Below are 1,836 nucleotides of genomic sequence, written 5' to 3'. Positions count from 1 at the left end.
GGTCATACGATGCGCGCGCCAGCCAGGTGACTTTGCTGCCGCTGAAGCTGCCGTGGTTGTCGCTGCTCAGCGCGAAACCGCTGGCCGGGTCGAACGGGTTCACGCTTGGGTTGACCGGGATCTGCGGTGCTGCGGTGTTGGATACCCAGCCCATGCCCTTGCCGTCGATGTTTTCACGCTTGTCGTCGGTGTAGCGCAGGCCGCCGGTCAGGTGCAGATCGTCGTTGACGTTCCACGTTGCCTGGCCAAACACCGCCTTCGATTCCACGGTCTCTTTCGGCTGAATGAAGGAGCCCTGCCAGCCCACGGTACCCTGCTGGGTGCCGTTGATGATCGGGATGTCGAAGCGGATGCCGTTGTTTTCGGACGCGTAGTACAGGCCGAGCAACCAGTCCACCTGCTTCTTGCCGGTCGATTGCAGTTCCAGTTCGTGGGTGTAGCTCTTGTACTTGGACCACACGGTGTTATCGGCCTGGAAGTTGCCGCCGCTGGTGAAGCTGGTCGGTGCAACTGCGCCGCCGTCCTGATCGAAGGTCGAGGAACCGCGGAACGAGGACCAGCCGCCGATATAGGCCAGCGCCATGTCGTTGTTGATCTGGTAGTCGACGCGGGTGCGCACGGAGTTGGAATCACGCTTCAGCGAAGGCGCAGTATCGATCAGCGCGGACCAGAATTCCTGGCCGGCGCGCGGCGTCTGCATCAGGTTCATGTTCGGCGTGCCGCGGTCCTGGAAGCGTTCATACGACAGGTTCCATTTCAGCTGCGGCGACAGGTCCCACAGGAAGCTCAGTCGCACTGCGCTCTGGTCCTGCGCGTTGTACTTCGGACCACCCTGCACGAACAGGCTGGTGTTCAGTGGCTGGAAGCTGATCGGACGTGTCGGATTCGCCGTATTGTAGGCCGCGATATTTGCTGCGGCTGCGGCCTGCTGCTGCGACAGCGGAATGTTCGGCGGGGTCTGGTAGTCCACATAACCGTCGTGCTGCTCGTGCACGAAGGCCAGGCGCATCGCGAARTTGTCGGATACCGGAATGTTCACCGCACCGCGCGCACCGAGGCGGCCGAACTTGCCCAGGCCTGCTTCAACGTAGCCGGAGCTGCTGCCGATGGTCGGCTTCACCGTCTGCATATTGACTGCGCCGACGGTGGAGTTGCGGCCCCACAGCGTGCCTTGCGGACCGCGCAGGACTTCAATGCCTTCCAGGTCGAACAGCAGCGTGGTCGCGCCTTCAGGACGCGGCGAGTACACGCCGTCCACGAAGGTGCCGACTTCCGGGTCCGCATATTCGGTCTTGGCGCTGTCGTTACCCACGCCGCGCAGCGTCATGGTGATCACACCGTGGTCGCCCTGGGTAGTGGCCTGGAAGCCCGGCACCAGGTTGACCACGTCCTGAATGGTCTGCACGTGGTTGTCGTCCAGCGACGCGGCGCTGATCGCAGTCACGGCCACCGGGGTCTTCTGCAGGGAGGTGGAACGCTTGGTGGCGGTCACATAGACTTCAGGAATTGCCTCGGCCTGCGCTGGCTGCGCCGGTGCGGCAGTTTGCGCGATGGCGGGATTGATACCAGCGAGAAGCGTCAGGATGGCCAGCCGGATCGGAGAGCCCAGCAAGCGGGCTCGGGGCATGCAAGTGTTCATAAGTCTCCTGTTTGATGTACAGCGGTATTGCGCTATTATCTTTTCTTAGAAAACGATTTCATTGATATGAAATCGTTTTCAAATTTAGTGAAATCGATTTCTGCATTCTTGAAACCGTTTTCATACTACCCAAATCGCGAAGTCGATGTCAATTTAAAAATTGTACGTTCGTGGATTTGATGACACAGGACAGGGAG

The 1,836-nt window shown here is 60.2% G+C and carries 1 protein-coding gene; it reads right to left on the bottom strand.

Annotated elements, in window-relative coordinates; translation table 11 throughout:
* The coding region (locus AB4Z11_RS30620) for a TonB-dependent receptor (protein ID WP_442029796.1) at window positions 1-1,627 on the bottom strand (1,627 nt) is incomplete at its 3' end.
* Window positions 1,628-1,836 lie beyond the last annotated feature (209 nt).

This window comes from Pseudoduganella sp. RAF53_2, from assembly GCF_052113985.1.
GTDB lineage: Bacteria > Pseudomonadota > Gammaproteobacteria > Burkholderiales > Burkholderiaceae_D > Rugamonas.
The sequence above is the reverse complement of the archived record's forward strand: the minus strand, read 5'-3'. Positions and strand labels throughout refer to the sequence as shown.